The sequence below is a fragment of the Solimonas sp. K1W22B-7 genome (genome assembly GCF_003428335.1).
GTDB lineage: Bacteria > Pseudomonadota > Gammaproteobacteria > Nevskiales > Nevskiaceae > Solimonas_A.
On the sequence record NZ_CP031704.1, the window covers coordinates 778,938 to 800,107 of the forward strand.

The following is a 21,170-nucleotide window of genomic DNA, read 5'->3' on the forward strand; positions in this document are numbered from 1 at the left end:
CTTGTGTAGGGGAATGCCATGAGCGACAACGATTCCGGCCTGGACACTCGTACCGAGCAGGAGCTGATCGACGCCCGCCGTCAGGCGGCCGGCCTCGGGCAAACCGGCCGGCCCTGGGCGCTGGCCTTCTCCGGTGGCGGCATCCGCTCGGCGACCTTCTGCCTGGGCCTGGCGCGCGCGCTGGCGCGCAACGGCCTGTTCAGCCGCTTCGACTACCTCTCCACCGTCTCCGGCGGCGGCTACATCGGCAGCGCCATCGGCCGCCTCTACTCGAAGAAGGCCACTGCGCCACGCGTCAGCGAAGGGCTGCAGGACGACCGCAGCCTGTTCCTCTGGTGGCTGCGCAGCAACGGACGCTTCCTGCTGCCGGCCGGCTTCGGCGACGCCATCAGTGCCGGCGCGAGCTACGTCCGCGGCACACTGGCCACGCACATCGAAGTGGGTGTGCTGGCGCTGCTCCTGTCCTGCCTGGCGATCCTGCCGCACATGCTCATGCTGCAGTTCGCGCCGCTGCTGGCCTGGGGCGCCGCGCTGGGGAATCCCTGGTGGTCGCTGCTGCCGCTGGCCGTGTTCGGCGGCATGGCACTGCTGGCGGCCTACTGGTTCGCGCGCGACGACAGCGAGCGCTGGCCCTGGGACCTGTTGTGGTGTGCACTGCTGTTCCTGCTGTCGATGCTGTTGTACCGGTGTGCCCTGCAGCACACCGGCACGGACACCCGCTACTGGGCCCTGATGGCCGTGGCGGTGGTCCTGCTCGCCGGCCCGGCGGGCGGGCTGATCTACCTGCTCTACCGCAGGGGCTCGCAGTGGCTGCGCACTCTGAATCCGCGTCTCCTGGACCATGAACTGACACCGCCGCACATCCGGCTGCGCCTCACGTTCTGGTTCAGCCAGATGATCGTGCTGTCCTTCCTGGCCTTCGGCCTCGGCCTCATGGACCTGCTCACCTGGATGGCGGCGTCCAAGCTCAACCGCCTGACGGCCGAGCTCTACGCCACCGGCGTCGGCTTCACCACGGCCCTGGTCCTGGCGCTCCGCATCGTGGTGCCCGCCATCCAGAAATACCTGGCGGAGCCGGGCCAGGGTTCCCGCCTGATGCTGCTGCTCAATGCCGGCGGCCTGCTGCTGACGGCGCTGGTGCTCACCCTGTGGCTGATCGCAGCGCAATGGTTCGTCTACTTCCTGCCGCTCTCGCCGGGCGACGCGCTTTGCGGCGCCGTCAAGATGGCCTGCTCGCTCAATCCGCTGAACGGGCTCGACACCGTGCCGGGGCGCTGGCTGCTGCTCACGCTCGCCCTGCTGGCCTACGTGCTGATCACCGGCCCCAACGCAGACCAGGTCAACCGCTCGTCGCTGCACCCCTTCTACCGCTCGCGCCTGGCGCGGTCCTACGTGTCGGTGGGCAACTCGCCGGATCATCCGACCACCGAGGGTGACCGGCGCTTCGAGGTTTCCCCGCTGGAAAAGGCCGAGCGCAGCAGCACCGAGCAGGTCGGCAAGGTCGGCGAGTACCGGCTGGGCGACGACGTCGCGCTGAAGCTCTACCGCCCGTACGAAAGCGGCGGCCCGATCCACCTCATCAACTGCTGCATCAACCAGACGGTCGACGACCGCACCGGAAACTTCAATGCCGACCGCAAGGGCGTCAACCTCACGGTCAGCGCCCTGGGCGTCGAGATCGGCACCCGTGCGCCTTATGACGACGGCGTGATCGGCGACACCGGCGTAGCCCAGTGGGTGGCCATCTCCGGCGCGGCAGCGGGGCCCGGCATGGGCTCCGAAAGCCGCTTCGGCCTTTCCGCGCTCAGCTTCCTCACCGGCGTGCGCCTCGGCTTCTGGTGGACCCGCGACCGCGCGGTCTACGGCCGTTCGCTGCTCGGCAAGTACAGCGCCACCCTGCGCGAATGGTTCGGCAAGTTCCCCGGCCTGTCCAGCTCGCCGCTGTATCTCTCCGACGGCGGCCACTTCGACAACACCGGCATCTACACCCTGCTCAAGCGCAAGCCCGAGCTGATTGTCGCCGCCGACTGCGGCGCCGATCCCAAGTACCTGTTCTCCGACATCGAGAACCTGATCCGCAAGGCGCGCATCGACTACGACATCAGGATCGACTTCATCAGCCCCGCCTCGCTGAAGGACCAGCCGGAACTGAAGGATTGCCTGCCGCTGTTCGGCACGCCCGACAGCATCACCGCCGAGCCCGAAGGCGACTTCCTGATGTTCGCAAAGGTGGACTACGGCAACGGCGAGCAGGGCTCGATCATCTTCGTCAAGCCGCGTCGCGTGCGGAGCCTGCCGCTGGACCTGGCGGGATACTCCGACCGCGATCTCGAGTTCCCGCAGCAGACCACCGCAGACCAGTTCTTCGACGAAGCGCAATGGGAGAGCTACTGCGAGCTGGGCAAGCGCCTGGGCCTCAACATCACCCCGGAGCTGCTCAAGCTGCTGCCGCTGCTGCAGGCCGGCAAGGTTGCCGAGACGCGCAACCTGGCCGGCGAAATCCTGGCCGCGGAAAGAAGGGAATCCGGCAGCCGCCGCGAGCGTTTCACCGCCACCGTCGGCAAGACGCTGGGTGCCGGTGCCGCGGCCAGCCTGCTGGTGGTCGGCTGGCAGGCGTGGCAGGACACGCGGACCGCCTGGGTGCAGGCGCGCGACGGCGAGAACAGCGCCGTCGGCGGCCTGCTGAAGGATGTCCGCGAAAAGCTCGATGCCCTGGCGGAGGGCTCAGAGGTCAAGATCAAGCCCGCGCTCGCCGGATGGGTCGCCGCCATCGAAGGCATCGACGCCAAGCATGGCAGCGTTGCGCGCAACCAGGCGCACGACCAGGCCTTGTCCGCAATCTACGAAGCCTGCCGTCCGGACACCGAGGGCGATGAAGCGTCCAAGGACGATGCGCAGCGCCGCTTCTGCTCCACCGCCCTGGCGGTGCTGTCGAGCCCGCGTGTCTCGCCCTGGAGCGCGGCGCACCAGCAGTACTGGAGCCCGGCGATGCTGTTCGCCTCCGAGGAGAAGCCCGCCATCGCTGCCTGCGCACAGCAGGAGGGCGTGCGCCGCAAGCTCGTCATCCACACCGCCGGCGGCCAGGACAGCCGGATCGAAGGCGTCGTGAGCCTGGCGGTCGGTGCCGGCATGGATGTCCGCATCCGCGCGTCGGGCGGACCGTCGCAGGCGCTGGCGGAGCGCGCGCTGGATGCCGTCAGCTTCCCGCAGCCTGCGCTGCTGGGCTTGCTGCCCGACGGACGCTGCCTCGGCGAACTGCGCGAACGCCTCCTCGAGCCGCTGGGTGCGGTGAGCGAGATCGTGGTCCCCGGCTTCGATCATGCCAAGGGCACGCTGCACCTGTGGCTGCCGCCAGAGCAGCGGCAGGCGGCCGCCGCCACGCCGGAACCCATGGCCCCTGTCGAGCCGCCTCCCGCCATCGTGATGTCGGCCCCGCCCCCCGATATCGTCATGTCGGCCCCACCGCCCTCATGGGACCCCGGGACCCCGGTGAGGTCTCCCGCGGGAGACTCCGACGACGCTTCGGCTGCCGCGCCCACGGAATACGTCGTATACGTCCAGTTCCAGGGCCTCCTGACCCGCGCGCAGATCAACGAGTACCGCAGGCAGTTGCAGGACGGCAAGACGACCGTGAGTTTCCGCATGGAGCCGGCGGAGCGTCTCGAGGGGCGCTATGGCAACCTCGTCAAGTACTTCAACAGGAACAACGCCGCCGCCGCGGAAATCCTGGCCAGCAGCACGACGGACTTTTTCAGGAAGAAGGGTTGCGAACTCACGCCGGCACTCCAGGTCGGCCTGCACGGCGGCAAGGCACCGCCGAACTCCCTGGAGGTCTGGATCAGCCCCCCCAAGTGCACAGCCTGGAGCAGCCCCTCGAAGGGGGCCTCGTAAAAAAACGGAGTTCCGTTAGGAGATCGGCGAAAAATCGGAGACAATATTCGCAGAGACCTCGCGTCCAGAAAAAGCCCGGCTGATTGCCGGGCTTTTTTGTTTCCGCGTCCCTGATTCCTTCCTCAACTAACCATCCCATCCACCCGGGAGGCCGGCTGCTGCCTGCAAAACGCCATGAACTACTACAAACGCTACGCCATCGACCACGCTGCCAGGACCGCCCACTTCAGCATCCTCGAAGAGGGCGCCTACACCCGCCTGCTCGACTGGCAATACAGCAACGAATCCCCGCTGCCGCCCACGCCCACCGAGCGCTACCGCATCACCCGCGCCATCACCCTCGCCGAGCGCCGCGTCACCGACAAGATCGCGGCAACCTGCTTCGGCGCAGACGGCTGGCAACAGCGCGCCCGCCAGGAGATCGAGCGCAGCCGCCCAGCCATCGAAGCCCACCGCCTGGACCTCGCCTCAGTCCTGCGCAGCTCCCCGGCAAACGAAAGGGAAGTCCCCCAGGGCGTGGCAGACCTGATCCGCATCCCCTGCGCCCAGGCGCCCACGCCCGCCGCGGAAGCAGCCCCGCCTGCTCCCATAGCCGTCGCCGACGCGGCCCCGGTCCTCACCTTCGGCCTGACGCTGCTCACCGCCCAACAGGTGGACCCCGGCATGGCAGAGAGCTTCCTGGCGCTCATGCGCCAAGCCCTGGGAGACGACAGCACATTCGACCTGCTCCGGGCTTGTGAGCGGCAGAAAGTCCGCGATCCCTTGCCTTGGCTACGCAGGCACATGGAAGTGCGGCGGGCGCGGTGACTTGATTAAGTCCGTCCCCGGATCTGCTGCTCCCCTCTCCCCTTGTGGGAGAGGGCGTTTTGCTTACTGGGGAGTGACTTAATGTCACTCCCCAGCCCGGCAAAACGCGGCGAGGGGATGGATCCCCGAGGTAGGGCAACGCATGGAGCAGTTGCCGAGGAGAGGGGGATCGTCCCAATAGAACGGCTCTCTCCTCTACCCTCAGCCCCACCCCTCACTGATCCGGAATCTCCGGATCGGTCAGCTGCGCCAGCTGCATCAGCGACTCCTGCCACCCCAGGTAGCAGCCCTCCGGCGGGATCACGTCCGGAACGCCTTCCTGCGTGATGCTCAGCTCCGTGCCGCAGGACACCTTCCTGAGGCTGATCGTCACGATCATCTTGCCCGGCAGGTTCGGGTCCTCGAACTGGTCGGTGTGAACGATGCGCTCGTTGGGCACCAGCTCGAGGTACTCGGCGCGGAAGTAGTGGCTGCTGCCGGTGGTGAAGTTGGTGAACGACATCCGGTAGCCGCCCCCCACGCGCCCCGAAAACTCATGGACCTTGCCCGTAAACCCGTTTGGCGGCAGCCACTTGGCCATCGCATCGGCATCGGTAAAGGCGCGATAGACGCGCTCGGGCGGGGCTTTGAGGACGCGGTGCAGGCGGATGGTGCTGGGCATGGCAAGACTCCGAAAAAGCGGGGAAAGCCGGTATTGGCATTTATACGTCGAATGAGCGCGTCGGATTTCGACAGCCAGAGACACCAGGGTTCAAAATTTCCCCCGCCCGCTTCTTTATCCCCTCTCCCGCCGGCGGGAGAGGGTAGGCGAGGGGATGGACCCCCGAGGTAGGGCAACGCACGGAGCAGTGCTTTTTTATCCCCTCTCCCCTTGTGGGAGAGGGGTAGGGGAGAGGGGGCTCGGCCAAGTAGAGCCGCCGCCCGTTCCAGTGCGATACCCCCAACCCAACCCGCTATAGTCCCTTGCCCGACACCCCCCGCCCCCCCGCGAGGCCGCCATCGGACCAAGGCTCGACCCGCGCCGTCACCCGGCGCCCCCAGCCGCCCTGCGGCATCGCACACCGGACTCAGGCAGCGCATGAAGGAATTCGGCAGCTATGACTACATCATCGTCGGCGGGGGCACGGCGGGCTGCGTGCTGGCCAATCGCCTGTCGCAGGACCCATCGTCCTCCGTCCTCCTGCTCGAAGCAGGCGGCAAGGACAACTGGATCTGGATCCACATCCCGGTCGGCTACCTCTACTGCATCGGCAACCCGCGCACCGACTGGTGCTACCGCACCCAGGGCGAAGCCGGCCTCGGCGGGCGCAACATCCTCTACGCGCGCGGCCGCGTGCTGGGCGGCAGCTCATCGATCAACGCCATGATCTACATGCGCGGCCAGGCCCGCGACTACGACGAGTGGGCGCGCCTCTGCGGTGACGAGTCCTGGAGTTGGGAGCGCGTGCTGCCCGTCTTCAAGCGCAGCGAAGACCACTGGCGCGGCGGCGACGCCTTCCACGGCAGCGGCGGCGAACTGCGCGTCGAGCAGCAGCGCCTGCGCTGGGACATCCTCGACCGCTTCGCCGAGGCCGCCGAACAGGCCGGCATCCCGCCCACCGCCGACTTCAACACCGGCGACAACAACGGCTCCGGCAAATTCGAAGTCACGCAGCGCCGCGGCATCCGCTGGAACGCCGTCAAGGCCTTCCTGCGCCCGGTGATCAAGCGCCCCAACCTGCGCATCGTCACCGACGTGCTCGTCGACAAGCTCAGCTTCGAAGGCACGCGCGCCACCGGCGTCGAGTTCCTGCTCGGCGGCGAACGCATGCGCGCAAGGTCACGCAAGGAAGCCGTGCTGGCCGCCGGCTCCATCGGCTCGCCCGCCATCCTGCAGCGCTCCGGCATCGGCGACGCCGGCAAGCTGGCCGAGCTGGGCATCGCCCCCGTCCACCACCTGCCCGGTGTCGGCGCCAACCTGCAGGACCACCTGCAGCTGCGCGCCATCTACCAGGTCGAAGGCATCCGCTCGCTCAACCTGCTCGCCAACAGCAAATTCGGGCAGATGCTCATGGGCCTGGAATACGCCTGGCGCCGCGGCGGCCCGCTGAGCATGGCCCCCAGCCAGCTCGGCATCTTCACCCGCTCAGACCCCACGCAGCCCACGCCCAACCTGGAGTACCACGTGCAACCGCTGTCGCTCGACAAATTCGGCGACCCGCTGCACCGCTTCCCGGCTTTCACCGCCAGCGTCTGCGCCCTGCGCCCCAGCTCGCGCGGCCATGTCCGCATCGTCTCGCGCGAGCCCGCTGACGCCCCGCGCATATCGCCCTGCTACCTCTCCACCGAAGAAGACCGCCGGATCGCCGCCGACGCCCTCAAGCTCACCCGCCGCATCGCCGCCATGCCCGCCCTGGCCCCCTACAAGCCCCGGGAACACCTGCCAGGCCCGCAGTACCAGACCGACGAAGAACTAGCGCTGGCCGCCGGCCTCGTCGGCACCACCATCTTCCACCCGGTCGGCACCTGCAGGATGGGGGCCGAGGCGGATGACGGAGCAGTGGTCGATACCCGTCTGCGGGTACGGGGCATCGGCGGGCTGCGCGTAGCCGATGCGTCGATCATGCCGACGATCACCTCAGGGAATACGAATGCGCCGACCTTGATGATTGCGGAGAGGGCGGCGGGGATGATGGTGGGGGATCGGTGAGGTGGGCAGATCGATGGTGGCTGATTCCATTGATTCCTCCCCATCGATTCCTACTAGGCGGCAAAATCGTTAAATCGAGGCCTACTCCCTCATGCGTGCCCTAACGCCTAATATGCGATACGCGACTTCTAACACGCGACTTTTAATCAAAAAATGGACAGCAATACCTTCGATGCCCCTCCGGAAGAAATCGTTTCATATGTCGAGGGTGCAGGGCAGCGGATCTTTCGACGTCGTGCCGTGCTGCTAAAGCGACAGGGCGGTAAAGGGGAGCTGATTTGCTGTGTGGTTGAGGCGCTAAGAGATGGTGCGGGGTCTCTCCCTCGGGCGAGGTCGCGCCACTACTCTCAAGCCCTGCTTTTTGAGGACTTTATCAACGGTGCCGAATGCTTGAGATTTGCTAGAGAAGTACGAGGAGGAGCCTTGCGGATAGAAGGGGTTACCTTGCAGAAAAGTAAATCATCGCAATGGGATGTCCAAAGAGTCGCGTCAAAAAATGAGTACATGGATGCTCCCGGATATATCGTAAACACTCAATTCTCTGAAAGCGGGTATGCAAGCTCAGGACCTTTGTTGAATCCTTATGAGCCCTTCTATCCCGACGTGGAGGATGCGGCTCGGCATTGGCTTCCATTTCGCAAATATCACGGTAGCCGTGATGCAAGAAATGGGCAGGTAGTATTTATTCTACCGGAGGTTCGCGCCTTCTTCTCTGAGCTAGAGCTAGATAGTGAAGGGAAGCTGCATGTCTCTGTTGCCGGTGACGAGATGGATAGGCTGTCTCTCTTTTTACGTGGAGCATATTGGCTGAATAACTCGATACACCATATTGATGGCCCCTTGCTGCGCGGAAAGATCGTGTTGGAAGTCCCAGAAGATTTTCATAGGCTTGAGTTCTACTTAATAGATAATTCTGCGGCTATATACGACTACTGTATGGTGGATCGCAGGTCCCAACATTCGGTTGGTGCAGTGGTATCGGGGCTTACCCAGAATTCTCTGTCTGATAAGGTTCGCGCAGCTGCTTCTGACGGCGAAGGGGCTCATGTTGAGTTCAAGCCTTTTGTTGACCCAAACCAAAAATTTCAGGTAGCAGCAGGAAAAACGAAGATAAGAGAAATTCTTACCACCATTGCTGCTTTTTCAAATGGAGGTGGTGGACGGATTTATCTTGGGATTGACGATGATTGCGTTATCGTCGGGATAGATAAAGAGCTCGCAACATGGGCAGGGGCAGCGCCAGACGAGGCTGCAGCGGCCCGTTATATCGGGGCGCTTAAAAGCAAAATAAGAAGTGCGCTGCAAGGACATATTACCGTGCAGCTGGCATGTGTACGTGTCAATGAAGTGCTTGTTGTTGTCATCGACGTTTCTATGGCTTCTGAAAAGCCAATTACCATCGATCAGGACAGCTATCTTTATGCAAGAGTAGGAGCGAGCAATCGAAAGATTTCGCCGCAGCAATGGCGGGATTTTCTTGACGAAAAGCAAAGCTTTTTTGGAAATTAATGGAGTAAGCCGTATAGGGGTCTTAGGGTAAATCACTCCGCCAATTTTCCAGGGAATTCCGACTCCGATTCTTCTCCAGACCCCGATTCTTCTCCATTTTCTCCCCTAAATAGTGAGATCGATGTTCCGATGGCGAGCGCCAGGAAGACAAAGCGAAGTGTCGTGCAGATGTACGGCGAGCCGGACCGGTTCTCCCCGCTACTCGATGCGGAGCCGGAAGCGGCCGACGCGGCGATCGTGGTGAAGGCCAAGGTATGGCGCTGGAAGGAGGACGCCGGCTGGCATTTTGCGACGGTGCCCAAGGCGCAGTCGGCGCAGATCCGCAGCAAGGCTACAGGTACCAAGCGTGGCTGGGGATCGATGCCGGTGCGGGTGAAGATTGGCGAGACGGAGTGGGAGACGTCGCTGTTTCCGCAGGGCAAGACCGGGACGTACCTGTTTGCGATCAAGGCGAGTGTGCGGAAGGCGGAGGGGATCGAGGAAGGGGCGGTGGTCAGGGCGGAGGTGTTTCTCAGGAGGTAGGGGAGTCTGACTTTTCAGTTTCCCCTCAGGGCGCCCCGGCCAAGGATTCAAGTGGCAGGGGCGGCTACAGTGCGACTTACCACTTTCCGAACTGAAGCATACCCATGCCCGCCCAGACCAAGACCCGCAAGAAAGCCGCCAAGCCCGCAGTGAAGGCCGCCGCGCAGAACACTGTGACTGTCGATGGCAAGGAGCGCTACCACGAGCCGGCGCCCAGGGGCATCGATGTGGAGTCCTTCCGCCAGGTGGTGAGCAGCCGCCGCTCGGTGCGCAAGTTCACCGACAAGCCGATCCCCAAGGCGGTGCTGGATGACTGCATCGACATGGCGCTGCTCGCGCCCTGCTCATCCGGCCTGCAGCCCTGGGAGTTCTACGTGGTGAAGTCGGCCGACAAGAAGGCGCGACTGGTGAAGGCCTGCATGAGCCAGCTCGCCGCGAAGACCGCAGCCGACCTGATCGTCTGCGTGGCGCGCACCGACCGCGTGCAGGAGTTCTCGCGCAAGATGCTGCGCGAGTGGCCGATGCCGGATGTGCCGGTGCTGGTGAAGCGCTACTACCAGCTGATTCCCTACAACTATGCTCCGGGCCCGCTGAACAGCTTCGCGATGGTGAAGAAGGCCGCCACCGCCGCCGGTGGCCTGCTGGCCGCCGTGCCGCGCGGGCCCTACACCAGCGCGGAGGTGAAGCTGTGGGCGGCCAAGAGCACGGCGCTGGCCTGCGAGAACCTGGTGCTGGCCCTGCGCGCGCACGGCTACGACAGCTGCATGATGGAAGGCTTCGACGAGGTGCGGGTACGCAAGCTGCTGAAGCTCGACGATGCGGCGTTCCCGATCATGGTAGTGGGCGCCGGCGAGCGCGCCGACGACGGCGTGTTCTGGCCACAGCTGCGCTTTGATCGCAAGCTGTTTGTGCACGAGGTGTAGTGTTGGGCGACCTGCCGCGTTCCGGTGTAGCCAGGCGCAAAGAGTTCAGCAGAAGGGGGTGGGAGTAATTTACTCCGCCCCTCTTCTTCCGGTCCCGAGCATCGGCGGGCTGCGTGTAGCCGATGCGTCGGTCATGCCGACGATCACCTCAGGAAATACGAATGCGCCGACCTTGATGATTGCGGAGAGAGCGACGGGGATGGTGGTGGAGGATCAGTGAGATGGGCGAGAGAAAGGGGGCAGGCTTGCTTGGCTTCTCAGAAAACTCGATATTTCCCCTTTTTGCTAACTTCAACATACGGAAGCATTTCTGAGGATCACTATGCGCAACGAAGGATCTTGGACAGAGGAGCGGTTGATAGAGCTGGTGCAATCAGGCGAGAGGGAAAGTCTGATGCTTGAGTTCAAAGGGAGCGACGCTCTATCTCTCTCCGACAATAAGAAGAAAAATGAGATCAGTAAGGATGTATCAGCCTTCGCAAACTCTGCAGGGGGAACCCTGATCTATGCAGTTGTTGAGAACGATGCGCACATGGCAGCCTACGTCGATTCCGGAATTGACCCGCACGAGATTTCAAAAGAATGGCTTGAGCAGCAAATCAACTCCAATATTCAAAGGAGAATTGATGGCATCAGAATCCATCAAGTTGATCTATCCGGTGGTCACGGAAGGGTTGCGTATGTAGTGGAAATTCCGCAAAGCGATCGGGCTCCACATCAGGCCTCTGATACAAAGTTCTACAAAAGGTTCAACTTTCAGTCGATTCCTATGGAGGAGTATGAAATCCGAGATGTGTCTCGGAGATCAGAAGCGCCAGATTTATTCATGGATATCGGAGTCATTCCGACATTGAGTGTTGATCAAGAACAGGTGACGGAGTTTCGTCTTTCCGCAACTGTAGGGAATAAAGCGGTCGTAGTTGCAAACCATGCCATCATTGCCTTATTCGTCGATGATGAATTAAAGCTCCGTGAGGCCCCAGGATACCTTAGTGTTGGAATGTCTGAGTACATTACCTTTGGGGATACGAAGCGCGCTGCCAGGCGGTACTCCTACAATCACATGCCGAACACGCATATGCCGCTCTTCGAAGGGGTGGAATTCTCACTCTGGGACTATCCGGGCTTTGTGTTCGATATGCCTTCTAACGGATCCTATCTGCTTGGTTGGAGAATTCTGGCCCCTGGAATGCCGATGAAAGAAGGTGTCGTGCTCATTAAGTGGAATGGCGCGAGGCTTCTGGCGGAAAAGAAAGCAGAGAATTACCCATCGGAGGGGCTAGGATCGGGCCTTCAGAAAATATAGCTCATGTAGGCGGGGCCTCGATCTGCCTGCCACGAAGGGCGCTCAAGGACCCGCCCTGCGCTGCTCAGAAGAGAGCAGGGAAAAGTTAAAAATGAACTGGCCCAGGGTGGCTCATAGAATAAAGATGAAGAAGCCGATCCCCATGCGCCCATATCGTGATCCGGAAGAGGATCGCAATCGTGTTCGACAGCTGGCCGGGCGGATCCTCCAGCCAATGACACCAAGACAGCGGCGGAAGTACCTGCTCTCACAGCCAACGCCCTACCGACGCCACCTCTACAAATACACCGCGGCCGAAAATGACGCGCACCTTCGGGATGCCATCGTTGGCAATCGACTTTTTCTATGCGGTGCAGACAGGCTTAATGATCCAGGTGAGTTGCAATTGGAAGTCCGCCTTCCGATTGATGTTCCGGAAGCGCTTAAGGCGCTAGAGAGGTGGCTTCACCGTACTTCGCTTTTAAAGTGGAAGGATCGAGTGGTCCAGGCAAGAGAAATTTATAAGCAAGGAAACTTCGCGAGTATCCACCAAGCTGCTGGGGACAAAACTCGGGTTGAAACAGGCATCTGTAGCCTCACAACGGATCCACACAATCAGCAGATGTGGGCGAACTACGCGAATGGGCACCAAGGCATTTGCCTTCAGTACAACGTTGCCTTGGGCTACGACACGCTCTGCGAGGCCGTTCCTGTCATTTATGATGATCTCCCTGTGGTGGAGATCTTTGGAAGGAACGATCTAGAAGATCCCATCCGACGGATGGTTCTCAGGAAACACACAGCTTACTTGAGTGAAAAGGAGTGGCGTCTCGTTAGGCCGACACAAGCAGGCCAATCTGCTTTGGTGCACCACACTGCTCTGTCGGGGATAATTCTCGGGGTCAGGGCATTAGCCGAACTGGAAGCTAAAGCGCGCGATTTTATCGAAGAGAGACGCCGTTCCGGCATGTCGGCACCGAAACTCTATCGCGCAACAATGCGAGGGGGAAGGATTTCGGTTCGTCGTATCTAAGGATTAGGACTAAAAAGGAAGGCGGAGCCACCTAAAATGGTGGAGCTGGGGTAAGGATGATTCCGCAGGGTCGAATAGTCTACTCCGCCCCGATTCTTCTTACGCCCACGAGCGGCAGCTGCTTTTTTCCGATCCAGAGGGCCCGCTTCTGAAATTTCACGTACTACAGCGTACCCCGTAAGATGATTAGAACGAGTTAAGGGACCGGCTTTTTCCCTGCTGCATCTTGGAGTTGCCACATGAAGCAAACAACTGTCGATTCACTTCTGGTGGCTCGTGCTCTGATGGAGAGAGCTACGGAATTGGCTCAGTCTGACGATCGACACCTGGCTTCCGCAGGCCTAGTCCTCATACAGGATGCTCTAGAAATTGCCTTCTATGCCTTATTGATTGAGCGCTCTGTAGATGAGGAAGTTCCTCTTGAAAGAAAGAGCTTCGATGAGCTTATCGGGGAGCTGAAAAAGGCGGGCATCCCTGTCCCGAAAAGCGGCACACTTAAGGTTCTAAACAAGCAGCGTGTGCTGACGAAGCATTATGCGCAGCTGGTCGAACCGCTTATGATCCGTAACTTCCTGGACGCTGCCCTGTTTGTTTTAGATAGCACCGTTAAGGCTGTCATTGGCCGGCCGCTGCGCGACCTCTTCTTCGCCGATTTTCTGAAGGATGGTCCGGCGAAGAAGCATCTCAAAGAAGCCGAGAAATTGATTGATGGCCGTCAATACTTCGAGGCCGCAGTCGAGGTGCGCAAGGCGGTGTTTCTCGAGTTTGAACTGCCCTATTGCATCCATTCCTGGAAGGACCATGAGGGCCCGCCGGATTTCAATTCCCTGCTGGGTTTCAGTCGAGGGGGCTGGAAGGCTCAGTCCTGGAAGCTCAACAAGAGCTGGGTGGAGAAGAACGTTAATGAGCCTACGGACTACGTCCAAATCAGCCCAGAGCAGTGGCGACTTGATGCCTTGGAGTGGGGGATTCACACCGCCGAACTCTCAAATATTCGCCGGCTTACACCTGCCGTCTTTCAGGAGAAAGCGTCTGCGTCCTGGGCGATAAAGATCGACCTATCGGCCCGGGAGCACATCAGTACCGTGGCTAATGCCAAGTATTGTCTCGATAGGGCGATCGCCGCGATTCTCAAGAAGCAGATGCATGATGATTCACACCGCAGGAGCGGCGGCTATGCGCCTCTTGATGCGCCAGAGGAGTACAACAGTAAACCATTGTATGCGAAGGCATCAACGAAGTCGGAAGTCGTTCACCAAGTGAACAATGCGTTCACCTACACCTTCAATGAGATTGTTGACGGATTCGATGATGAGGAGCGCTTCGTCCGATTGACCGGCCGGTCGAAAGCTCGCGACGACGATGGCCCTGCGGACTATGCCTTCGGATACCTTCAGGTCCGGCGGGAAATCAACTAGCCGGCGCGGCCCTCGCAGCTTTCGTAACGCATCTCTGGCGGGAGGGGAAGCAAAAAGGGGCAGAGTACACTTCGACCTCTTTCTTCCACTATTCAAAGGCCAAGCAGATTTCCATCGCTGACGAGGCTACTTCTCTTTTGCACTTTGCTAAGAGCTGACGTGTATTTTCTTGCGAAGAGGACCGCTGCTGCTTGGGCTATCGCACTAGATGCCACATCCGTCGAAGCATCGGCTGCTTTAAGTAGCTCGCCAAGCGTTGATATGTGAAAGCCATCAATGCCGCGGCGCCCTTTTTCGACTACCAGTAGAGCGAGGCTAAATTCTGACATCCCCAAATCAAGAACAGAGTTCGCCATGTTGAACAATCTAGTGTAGCTCTCGGCCATATCAGCCGATTTTTCAAATCTAGGGCCTTGATATTCTGAGTAGGTTGATTGGCGTCCGGAGCTTGAGCCCTTTACTCGAGAGACCTTGGCTTTGACTGTTTGATCGAGGAAGAGACTTAAGACGCTGTCAGGTATATGTAGGTTGTGCGAAAGATCAAAGTTTTGCTCCCCGAATACTGCTCTAACGGTAGGTAGTAGGTAGTACTCAGCATGCGCATAGTAGTCGAGGTCTTCTAAGAAAAAGAGTGTGTTATTAAAAGTTGAATAGTGTTGATGACTTTGCCAGCAACTTTTGTAAAAAATGCTTTTCTCATTTGAGCCCAGAAATCTGACAAAAGAGGCAGTGAAAAATTCCTGAACCGATTTATGAACAAAGCGGTACTCGTTGAATCCGTCCTCAATAATAAGATTGGTTATTCCGCTAAGTTCATCGAGAATTCTGTCGCTTAGCTTTTCGTCTTCGTTTACATATAACAGGGCTTTGCTCAGGCCCTCGGTTAAGTGCAATCGAGTAAAGCTTGACCCGCGCATTTTCTGCGTAAAGAAGCATAGGCCTTCGAATACCTGACGATATATTCGCCGATTGTCATTCCAGTGACGCGTCCGGTTTACGCGGCCCTTTAGATTGTCATGACGAAAGAAAATGGTCTCAAAGATGTTCTCGTAGAATTGGGAGAGAGTGGAGGGTATCTCTTCTCCCAGGTTGTAGCTGATGCAGAAAAGAACAACCAGAATAGGGGATTTAAGCACCGAGTCTGACTGTTTGTGCAGATGGGTTCTGGATAAGGCTTGGATGAGTTCATCTGCCTTCTGCGTGTCAGATGCTGTTTTCTTTATAATTGAAAAAATCTGGTCTTCATTGAGTTCGCAAACCTCATAGATGTGCCCCTGAGTGACGGAGTCGAGCTCCGTATCTGGTCGTGTTGTCACGACAAGGTTGCAGTTATATTTTGCGATTATCTTTCTGATTTCTTCAACGAGCTCTTCGCGAAATTGAGTGGGGGTTTCGTCGAAGGCATCTAAGTAGACCTTGACCTCGCTATCTTTGAGCACAATTTGCACGGTCTCTTCATCGATAGTGAGGCCGCTGCGTGTGAGTTTCTCTGCGATCTGTGATTCGAGGGTTCCCCCCTTGTAGTTCTTTAATTCATAGAACAAGGGAAAGCGATTGTTCTTTATTGCATTATTCGCAATAAGCTTGCGGAGCAAAGTCGATTTTCCTTGCCCAGCCAAGCCCTTTATAAAGACGGTCCTTTCCTCTAAATCCAGAGTTACATCATCTGTGACCAGCACGCTAAAGCTTTTTATACCGCGCAAGTTCAATGGCACATAAATGTCATTGATGAATATTGTCTCGTTTGGCGAGGCGAGGGTTTTTACACTTAAGAGATCGACGCAGTACTTTATGTACTGCTTTCGGAATGTCTGACTTTTTGAATTGTCTGTGCGATTTAGCTGGTACTTGCTGGAGATAAAGTCGTAGGCCTTCTCAATGGATTTTTCAATGGCTGCTGTTACAGCAGCGCTCTTAGCAATGGCGACAAGGCTTTCCATTTTGTCTCTGCAAGCGAGTTAATAGAAAAAAGGCCGGAGTAATTTACTCCGGCCCTTCGTTACTTCACGTCACCTGTTCTAGTGGCGCCTAACCATCAATCCCAGCTCAACGCCCCACCCGTCTGATACTCCGTAACCCGGGTCTCGAAGAAGTTCTTCTCCTTCTTCAGATCCAGCACCTCGCTCATCCAGGGGAAGGGGTTCTCGCAGGCCGGGTAGATGGCCTTGAGGCCGATCTGGGCGCAGCGGCGGTTGGCGATGAACTTCATGTACTCGTTGAACATGGCGGCGTTCAGGCCGAGCACGCCGCGGGGCATGGTGTCGTGGGCGTAGGCGATCTCGAGCTCGGTGGCTTCGATGATCATCTTGCGCGCCTGCTCCTGGAACTCGGCGGTCCACAGGTGCGGGTTTTCGATCTTGATCTGGTTGATCACGTCGATGCCGAAGTTCATGTGCATGGCTTCGTCACGCATGATGTACTGGATCTGCTCCGATACACCCACCATCTTGTTGCGGCGCCCGAAGCTGAGCAGCTGCACGAAGCCCACGTAGAAGAAGATGCCTTCGAACACCACGTAGAAGGCGATCATGTCGCGCAGGAAGCGCTGGTCGGTTTCCGGCGTGCCGGTGTGGAATTCCTGATCGGCCAGGGACTGGGTGTACGGCAGGGCCCAGGCGGCCTTGTCGTGGATGCTCGGCACTTCGCGGTACATGTTGAAGACTTCGGCTTCGTCCAGGCCGAGGCTTTCGATGCAGTACTGGTAGGCGTGCGTGTGGATCGCTTCCTCGAAGGCCTGGCGCAGCAGGTACTGGCGGCACTCGGGGTTGGTCAGGTGGCGGTACACGGCCAGCACCAGGTTGTTGGCAACCAGGGAGTCGGCGGTGCTGAAGAAGCCGAGCGAGCGCTTGATGATCATGCGCTCGTCTTCGGTCAGGCCGTTGGGATCCTGCCAGAGCGCGATGTCGGCGCTCATGTTGATCTCCTGCGGCATCCAGTGGTTGTTGCAGGCGTCCAGGTACTTCTTCCAGGCCCATTCGTACTTGAAGGGCACCAGCTGGTTGAGGTCGGCGCGGCAGTTGATGATCTTCTTGTCGTCCACCTGGATGCGGCGGGCGCCCATCTGCAGGTCTTCCAGGCCGGTGGCGCCGGCTTCGATCTGCGCCTGGGTCGGCTGCAGCCTGAAGTCGCTGGCGGCGGGGATCGGCGGCACCGGGGTGGGGTGGGTGTCGGCCACGGCGCCCATCAGGATGGCCGTGTGCGCGGCGCGCGGCGCGGCCTGGGGGGCGGCGGGTTTCGGGGTGGCGATGGTCGGTTCGTCGTCCCAGCTCAGCATGGCATGTGCTCCTTGTTACTCCGGGCGATCGGGCCCGGGTGCGTGTCTGTTCGTCGCGCTATGGCTGCGTCCTGCGGGTCTTTTTTGACCCTCTCCCCGGGGCTGCATTCCGGCATGGTTTGATGCCACGCGAAATCCGCAACGCCCAGGGGAAGAGATTGCTCTTCGGCAGGGGCGTAGTCAAGGGCAAAATACAACTGCTAGTGGGTACTTTATGTCCGCGCCCCACTATGTAGTAAACCGCGGACAGTTTATGCCCCGCTTATGAGCGGGTTTTGCAGGGCTTATGCACAGCTTTCGGGCAGGGTTGTGCAGGGCTGGGGCGGGAACGGGCCCTGGGTGGATTCTGGATGGGATTTCGGGGCGGATTTCGGTGGATTTCGGGCGGCCGGGTGGGGTGGGGCCGTTGATCGGGGTGCCGCAGGATTATTCAATTATTTATCACATTCTGAGCCGGGGGCTCCCTACCAAGGCTTTGACAGGCTCAGCGAGAGCCCCCTCTCTCCCGGCCTCTCTCCCACAAGGGGAGAGAGGAGCAAGGCGAGTGTGATAAATGATCAAACAGTATTGATCTCTTCTGTGGGAGGGGGTGGCTACAAGCAGGCGTGGCGTGGTCTTCGCTTTTTTTTTCGCCGAATAGGTACAGTCATTCTCAGGAGGCCTTACATGCGCACTATCGACTACACGATTGCACGGCGGCATCTTGCGGAGACCATGGACCGGGTCAACGCTGATCGCGCGCCAGTATTGGTAACGCGCCAGAACGGCGAGCCGGTAGTCATGATGTCCCTGGCCGACTACAACGCGCTGGAGGAGACGGCCTACCTCCTACGCTCGCCGGCGAATGCCGAGCGTCTGTTGAAGTCGGTCAACAGACTGCGAACGGGCCGCAGAATCTGAAGCGTCCTGATTGAAGTCGAGCAAGCGTGCCGGTAGCACTGCAATGACACGTCAGCACTTCGCTTCACGATCGCCGCCGCGCTTGTAAGCATTCTCCGCGACGCACTGCAGCATGAAAAATGACGCTTGCTGCATTGCGGTATGTCATTGATTCAACAAGAGCGCCGCAAGGGCGTCTCCATCACTACCCATCGCGCGTAGAGAAAACTACCCATTCGTGTAGTGCGGCCATTTCCCCCCGGCCGTAGTTTCACCACCACGCAGCAAGGACCCGGCGCGCTGAGGCGACGCGGGGCCTACACAAACATAACGAGGAGAAAAAGGTGAACGACACCTTGCTTGGTGCCTGGCCCCCGGAGCGGTGCGCATCCGCAGTTCTCCGCCTGCCGCACTGCGGCGCTCTCCCGAACGACCCGTAACGGCGCCGCCGGCCACCACCGGCGTCCCGTTATCCACGGAGCACCCATGGACAACCTGCGTTTCCGCATCGCCAAGGCCGTCATCCGCCACAGCCGGATCTCCTGGGCGATCTTCATCGCCATCACCGCCTTCTTCGCGGTGGGCCTGCGCCATGTGGAGCTGAGGACGATCTTCTCCGACCTGCTGCCCAAGGACGATCCCTTCGTCCAGGTCTACAAGGATCATCCCAACTTCGGCAATCCGCTGACCGTCACGCTGATGGTCAAGCGCAAGAACGGCGACATCTACAACCCGGAAACGCTGCAGAAGGTCTGGGACCTGACGCGCAACATCGACCTTGCCCCGGGCGTGGACCACGACCAGATCCTCTCGATCTCCACCGAGAAGGCGCGCTACGCCGAGGCCACGCCTTTCGGCATCGACGTCAAGCCGCTGATGGAAGACCACGTGCCGAAGACGGCCGCGGAAATCGCGGAGTTCAAGGCGCGCGTCGACAAGAGCCCGGCGGCACGCAACTTCCTGATTTCCGCCGACGCCTCCGGCACGCTGATCAACGCCACCTTCATCGAGCAGCGCCTCGACTACGGCGAGGTCTTCAAGTACACGCAGGACCTGGTGGCCAAGGCACGCGACGCCGACCACGAAATCTACATGGCCGGCCAGCCGGCACTCACCGGCTGGGTCTACCAGTACCAGAAGCAGATGGTCTGGATCGCGGCGATCACCATCGGCGCGCTGATCTTGTCGCTGGTGCTGTACATGCGCAACATCGTCGGCGTGGTCACGCCCATCGTCACCAGCGCGGTGGCGGCGGTCTGGGGCTTCGGCTTCGTCGGCTGGCTCAAGTCGCCCATCGAGCCGCTGCTGATGGTGGTGCCGCTGCTGCTGGTGGCGCGCTCGTTCTCGCACTGCGTGCAGTTCACCGAGCGCTACTACGAGATCTACGCCCACATCAGGGACCGCAAGAAGGCCGCCGAGATCACCATGGGCGTGATGATGGCGCCGTCGGTGCTGGGCATCTTCACCGACATCGTCGGCATCTTCCTCATCGCCATCGCGCCGATCCCGGCGATGGAACGCTTCGCCCTGTTCTGCGGCTTCTGGGCCATCTGGCTGATCCCCACCGGCGTGATCCTGATCTCGCTGCTGCTGGCGGCGCTGCCGGCGCCGAAGAACGTCGAGAAGCTGATCGGCCAGGGCAAGGTCGGCGGCGTGCACAAGGCGCTCACCAGCTCGCTGCACGGCATCGCCCACATCACCCACGGCAAGGCGGCGCGCGTCACCACCGTCATCGTGCTGATCGGCGCGATCGCGGCCACCTGGACCGGCCTGATGATCAAGATCGGCAACCCGGTGGAAGGCAGCAACCTGCTGTGGCCGGTGTCGGAATACAACCAGGCGGTGTCCAGCATCAACAGCAACTTCCCCGGCGTGAACACGCTGGAGATCGTGTTCGAGGCCAAGGACCAGAAGAACCCCAACCGCACGATGCACCACGCCGACACCATGCTGACCATGCAGCGCATGCAGGCATTGATCGAGCGCGGCGACGCACCGCCGCGCGCCACGCTGTCCTTCGCCGACTACCTGATGGAGGGCAACCGCCTGTTCAGCGGCGGCAATCCCAAGTGGCTGCCGCTGGACCCGGTGGACGGCGCCGTCAGCGCCGCGGCCGGCGCGGTGATGGTGGGCAGCAGCCCCAAGGCCTATTCCAACGTGGTGGACTTCGAGCAGCAGAACGGCACGGTGTCGCTCTGGTACAAGGACAACAAGCAGGGCACGGTGGACGCGGCGCTGGCCTCGGCCAAGGCCGCGCTGGCCGAGGTGGGCGCCGACCACAAGACCTTCACGGTGCGCCTGGGCACCGGCACCATCGCGCTGCAGCAGGCGATGAACGACGTGGTGCACCGCTACCACTGGCTGATCATGGGCTGCCTCAACCTGGTGATCTTCCTCGGCACCAGCCTGGCCTACCGCTCGGCGGTGGCGGGCATCATCCTGCTGGTGCCGGTCAACCTGTCCAACTTCGTGATGATGGCGGCCATGCACCTGATGGGCATCGGCCTGGACATCAACTCCCTGCTGGTGGCCTGCGTCGGTGTCGGCGTCGGCATCGACTACGGCATCTACCTGCTTTCGCGCATCTGCGAGGAATACCATGCGCATGAAGGCGACTGGGGCCGCACCAACGTGGCGGCGCTGACCACCACCGGCAAGGCGATCATGTTCACCGCCTCGATCATGGTGGTGGGCATCCTGCCCTGGTACTTCCTGTCGGGCCTGAAGTTCATGGCCGACATGGGCCTGCTGCTGGTGCTGATCATGCTGATCAACATGGTGCTGGCGCTGGTGGTACTGCCGCTGATCGTCTGGCTGGTGAAGCCCAGCTTCGTCAAGCGCACCGACCTGCTGGTGGGCGAGGGCGCCGATCTGTCGGCCTACACCACGCAGGATTCGCCCAAGCCTGCCGCACCGCTGTCGCAGCCGGTGCGCGTATGA

General features: G+C 60.4%; 14 protein-coding genes and 1 pseudogene. 12 read left to right on the forward strand and 3 right to left on the reverse strand.

Features of this window, described 5'->3' with window-relative positions; genetic code table 11:
• The first annotated feature begins 18 nt into the window (after positions 1 to 18).
• Positions 19 to 3,891, forward strand: coding sequence for a patatin-like phospholipase family protein (locus D0B54_RS03875; protein ID WP_117289374.1), 3,873 nt, complete (start codon positions 19 to 21; stop codon positions 3,889 to 3,891).
• A 174-nt stretch (positions 3,892 to 4,065) separates the two neighbouring features.
• Positions 4,066 to 4,698: a DUF1376 domain-containing protein gene (locus D0B54_RS03880; protein WP_117289376.1), complete on the forward strand. Its 633-nt coding sequence runs from the start codon at positions 4,066 to 4,068 to the stop codon at positions 4,696 to 4,698.
• Between the two features lie 214 nt (positions 4,699 to 4,912).
• On the opposite strand, the gene D0B54_RS03885 is transcribed toward D0B54_RS03880, so the two are convergent.
• Positions 4,913 to 5,359, reverse strand: a complete 447-nt coding sequence (locus D0B54_RS03885; RefSeq protein ID WP_117289378.1) for an SRPBCC family protein — start codon at positions 5,357 to 5,359, stop codon at positions 4,913 to 4,915.
• Positions 5,360 to 5,776: 417 nt separating this feature from the next.
• On the opposite strand from D0B54_RS03885, the gene D0B54_RS03890 reads away from it, so the two are divergent.
• The 8 genes and pseudogenes from D0B54_RS03890 to D0B54_RS03925 all read left to right on the forward strand — a co-directional run bounded on the left by D0B54_RS03890 (position 5,777) and on the right by D0B54_RS03925 (position 14,077).
• Positions 5,777 to 7,387 (forward strand): GMC family oxidoreductase, encoded by a 1,611-nt coding sequence (locus D0B54_RS03890; RefSeq protein WP_117289380.1) that lies wholly within the window; start codon positions 5,777 to 5,779, stop codon positions 7,385 to 7,387.
• Between the two features lie 153 nt (positions 7,388 to 7,540).
• Positions 7,541 to 8,896, forward strand: coding sequence for an AlbA family DNA-binding domain-containing protein (locus D0B54_RS03895; RefSeq protein WP_117289381.1), 1,356 nt, complete (start codon positions 7,541 to 7,543; stop codon positions 8,894 to 8,896).
• A 168-nt stretch (positions 8,897 to 9,064) separates the two neighbouring features.
• Positions 9,065 to 9,418 carry a DUF1905 domain-containing protein gene (locus D0B54_RS03900; protein WP_117295018.1) on the forward strand — a complete coding sequence of 118 codons (354 nt, stop codon included), beginning with the start codon at positions 9,065 to 9,067 and terminating at the stop codon, positions 9,416 to 9,418.
• A gap of 104 nt (positions 9,419 to 9,522) precedes the next feature.
• Positions 9,523 to 10,341: a nitroreductase family protein gene (locus D0B54_RS03905; protein ID WP_117289383.1), complete on the forward strand. Its 819-nt coding sequence runs from the start codon at positions 9,523 to 9,525 to the stop codon at positions 10,339 to 10,341.
• A 100-nt stretch (positions 10,342 to 10,441) separates the two neighbouring features.
• Positions 10,442 to 10,561: pseudogene (locus D0B54_RS25135) on the forward strand (GMC oxidoreductase); the annotation flags it as partial.
• 174 nt (positions 10,562 to 10,735) lie between these two features.
• The gene (locus D0B54_RS03915) at positions 10,736 to 11,647 is read left to right on the forward strand and encodes an AlbA family DNA-binding domain-containing protein (RefSeq protein WP_162932181.1); all 912 of its coding nucleotides are present in this window, start codon (positions 10,736 to 10,738) and stop codon (positions 11,645 to 11,647) included.
• Positions 11,648 to 11,771: 124 nt separating this feature from the next.
• Positions 11,772 to 12,659 (forward strand): DUF2971 domain-containing protein, encoded by an 888-nt coding sequence (locus D0B54_RS03920; protein ID WP_162932182.1) that lies wholly within the window; start codon positions 11,772 to 11,774, stop codon positions 12,657 to 12,659.
• Between the two features lie 239 nt (positions 12,660 to 12,898).
• Positions 12,899 to 14,077, forward strand: a complete 1,179-nt coding sequence (locus tag D0B54_RS03925; RefSeq protein WP_117289389.1) for a hypothetical protein — start codon at positions 12,899 to 12,901, stop codon at positions 14,075 to 14,077.
• A 92-nt stretch (positions 14,078 to 14,169) separates the two neighbouring features.
• On the opposite strand, the gene D0B54_RS03930 is transcribed toward D0B54_RS03925, so the two are convergent.
• Both D0B54_RS03930 and D0B54_RS03935 read right to left on the reverse strand, forming a co-directional pair.
• Entirely contained in the window at positions 14,170 to 16,017 is a 1,848-nt protein-coding gene (locus tag D0B54_RS03930; RefSeq protein WP_117289391.1) for an NACHT domain-containing protein, read from the reverse strand.
• A 95-nt stretch (positions 16,018 to 16,112) separates the two neighbouring features.
• Positions 16,113 to 17,351 (reverse strand): ribonucleotide-diphosphate reductase subunit beta, encoded by a 1,239-nt coding sequence (locus D0B54_RS03935; RefSeq protein WP_240433544.1) that lies wholly within the window; start codon positions 17,349 to 17,351, stop codon positions 16,113 to 16,115.
• A gap of 666 nt (positions 17,352 to 18,017) precedes the next feature.
• On the opposite strand from D0B54_RS03935, the gene D0B54_RS03940 reads away from it, so the two are divergent.
• Both D0B54_RS03940 and D0B54_RS03945 read left to right on the forward strand, forming a co-directional pair.
• The gene (locus D0B54_RS03940; protein ID WP_117289393.1) at positions 18,018 to 18,251 is read left to right on the forward strand and encodes a type II toxin-antitoxin system prevent-host-death family antitoxin; all 234 of its coding nucleotides are present in this window, start codon (positions 18,018 to 18,020) and stop codon (positions 18,249 to 18,251) included.
• A gap of 465 nt (positions 18,252 to 18,716) precedes the next feature.
• Positions 18,717 to 21,170, forward strand: a complete 2,454-nt coding sequence (locus tag D0B54_RS03945; RefSeq protein ID WP_117289395.1) for an efflux RND transporter permease subunit — start codon at positions 18,717 to 18,719, stop codon at positions 21,168 to 21,170.

Excerpts from the sequence above, each read along its gene's own strand:
- D0B54_RS03875 (WP_117289374.1), top strand. The coding sequence starts at position 19 with ATGAGCGACAACGATTCCGGCCTGGACACTCGTACCGAGCAGGAGCTG.
- D0B54_RS03880 (WP_117289376.1), top strand. The coding sequence starts at position 4,066 with ATGAACTACTACAAACGCTACGCCATCGACCACGCTGCCAGGACCGCC.
- D0B54_RS03885 (WP_117289378.1), bottom strand. The coding sequence starts at position 5,359 with ATGCCCAGCACCATCCGCCTGCACCGCGTCCTCAAAGCCCCGCCCGAG.
- D0B54_RS03890 (WP_117289380.1), top strand. The coding sequence starts at position 5,777 with ATGAAGGAATTCGGCAGCTATGACTACATCATCGTCGGCGGGGGCACG.
- D0B54_RS03895 (WP_117289381.1), top strand. The coding sequence starts at position 7,541 with ATGGACAGCAATACCTTCGATGCCCCTCCGGAAGAAATCGTTTCATAT.
- D0B54_RS03900 (WP_117295018.1), top strand. The coding sequence starts at position 9,065 with ATGTACGGCGAGCCGGACCGGTTCTCCCCGCTACTCGATGCGGAGCCG.
- D0B54_RS03905 (WP_117289383.1), top strand. The coding sequence starts at position 9,523 with ATGCCCGCCCAGACCAAGACCCGCAAGAAAGCCGCCAAGCCCGCAGTG.
- D0B54_RS03915 (WP_162932181.1), top strand. The coding sequence starts at position 10,736 with ATGCTTGAGTTCAAAGGGAGCGACGCTCTATCTCTCTCCGACAATAAG.
- D0B54_RS03920 (WP_162932182.1), top strand. The coding sequence starts at position 11,772 with ATGAAGAAGCCGATCCCCATGCGCCCATATCGTGATCCGGAAGAGGAT.
- D0B54_RS03925 (WP_117289389.1), top strand. The coding sequence starts at position 12,899 with ATGAAGCAAACAACTGTCGATTCACTTCTGGTGGCTCGTGCTCTGATG.
- D0B54_RS03930 (WP_117289391.1), bottom strand. The coding sequence starts at position 16,017 with ATGGAAAGCCTTGTCGCCATTGCTAAGAGCGCTGCTGTAACAGCAGCC.
- D0B54_RS03935 (WP_240433544.1), bottom strand. The coding sequence starts at position 17,351 with ATGCTGAGCTGGGACGACGAACCGACCATCGCCACCCCGAAACCCGCC.
- D0B54_RS03940 (WP_117289393.1), top strand. The coding sequence starts at position 18,018 with ATGCGCACTATCGACTACACGATTGCACGGCGGCATCTTGCGGAGACC.
- D0B54_RS03945 (WP_117289395.1), top strand. The coding sequence starts at position 18,717 with ATGGACAACCTGCGTTTCCGCATCGCCAAGGCCGTCATCCGCCACAGC.